This window comes from Bradyrhizobium sp. CCBAU 51745 (genome assembly GCF_028128715.1).
GTDB lineage: Bacteria > Pseudomonadota > Alphaproteobacteria > Rhizobiales > Xanthobacteraceae > Bradyrhizobium > Bradyrhizobium manausense.
On the sequence record NZ_LBJP01000039.1, the window covers coordinates 1 to 1901 of the forward strand.

1 protein-coding gene is annotated in these 1901 nt (G+C 60.0%); it reads right to left on the bottom strand.

Translation table 11 applies throughout. From position 1 onward, the window contains the following. Window positions 1–160: 160 nt before the first annotated feature. Entirely contained in the window at window positions 161–1492 is a 1332-nt protein-coding gene (gene ltrA / locus XH98_RS12980; RefSeq protein ID WP_271618819.1) for a group II intron reverse transcriptase/maturase, read from the bottom strand. Window positions 1493–1901: the final 409 nt, after the last annotated feature.

Below are 1901 nucleotides of genomic sequence, written 5' to 3' on the forward strand. Positions count from 1 at the left end.
GGTAGAGTCGAGATGTGGCGCGGCGGTTGTAGGCTGAACATATCTGTTGCCGCCTCTTTCGTCTGGCGGTGCCTTAGTAGTTCGACCGTGACTCCGTTTCCACATCTCGCTCATCGAACCGGACATGCAGATCGCCCGCATCCGGCTCTCGGACAAGACCTCACGCCTTCACCCACGGCACGTCGCGTCCGCGTGCAGTTAGGCGTACGAGCCCGAAGTGCCCGTAGAGGTGCGAGAGTGGATAAGTCCCGCCCTTGCGTCGCCTGACCTTGTGCTTGGAGCGCAACCACCGGCGCAACCGCACAGCGGTGTAGTTGTCGATCGCGCGGTACGCCTTAGTGACGGTGCCTACCTTGAAGTAGTTCGCCCATCCGCGCAGCGTGCGGTTCAACTTACCCACCAGCTCTGTGGTTTCTTGCCATGTCCCCGTTCGGACCGTCAGCGCATGGATTTGTCCGACCATACGCTTGATGCTCTTCTTCGATGGCCGGTACCCCAGGCGTGCCTGGCCGGTTCTCTCTGAGTACATCCGCCCGAACGAATAGCCCAAGAAGTCGAACTCCTCTTCCGTGACCCTACAGATTCGTGTCTTTTCCTCGTTGACCATCAGCTTCAGCTTTCCCATGATCATGCGCAATTGACGCAAGGCTTCTTCAGCTTTGCCCCGTTTACACAAGATTACGAGGTCGTCGGCATAGGTCACGATGCGAGAGCCGAGGCTTTGCTCGAGACCGAGCATCTTCCATCCCAGCACAAACCGGCGCATGTAAAGATTCGCCAGCAATGGTGAGATGGGTGAGCCTTGCGGGATGCCGCGCCGCTTGTCCCGTGCCTCGGTCGTCCGTTTCTTCCTTCCTCGATCATCGGTCTCTTCCACGGGACATTCCAGCCACATCTTGATCAGATGCAGCACGCGCCGATCAACAATCCGGCGCGCTACCGACTTTAGAAGTTCGGCATGCGGAATGCTCCCGAAGTAGTCCGCGAGGTCGGCGTCTACGACTTCCGGGTGGCCGCGGAATAGCTGCTCTTCCACCTCGACCACCGCCTGTTGGGCATTTCGCCCGGGACGGTAGGCATACTGCTCCGGCGGAAGATCGGCCTCAAAGATCGGTTCCAGCACCAGCATCGCTGCCGTCATGCAGACTCGATCGCGCAAGGTCGAGATGCCCAATGGCCTGAGTTTGCCATTGGCCTTCGGTATGTACACTCTTCTGATAGGGTCCGGTCGATACGTCTCCTGCCTGAGCGCAAGCGCCAGTTCGCCGAGCCACCGCTGCACCCCATACGCCTCGATGTCCGCAAAGTCCTGACCATCCACGCCCGGCGCGCCCTTGTTGGAGCGGCATTGAGCGTAGGCATGCGCCAGGATGTCCTCACGGCTGATCTTGTCGTACAGGGCATAGAAGCGATAGCCGGCTTCTGCCTTCGCTTTCGCGTGCAACGCCGTCTGCAGTTTCTGAACACTCTTCGGAGTTGATAGGTTGCCCAATCTCCAGGTCCCTCACTACGTGTTGCGTTCGTCTTGAACTGAGGTCCCTTCCCTCCACCGGCGTTACCCGGCTTCACCAGTACTACGAACCCCTCCGCATCCCCACGGCGCCCGGCCTGTCCCTCGCGGGCGTCCGGTTGATCATCCCTGACCACGTCGTGGGGCCTCCCGTGTTGCGTACGCTTTCCTTGTGCACATGCTGTCGCCACTACCCCGGCGCAGCGGCTGGGTGGATTTCGCTCGTTATCCCAGCCGTATCAGCCTTCCCCGAAAGGGTTGTCGGGTCGGCCTGCGCATCGTCCTTTTCGAGGCTTGCTCGGCGTTCACTCGCGTTACGGCCTGCACACTCGCGCTGTCACCAATTCGTGACACGCTAATCGAAGGCTTCAGCCACTTCGTTACCTCCATG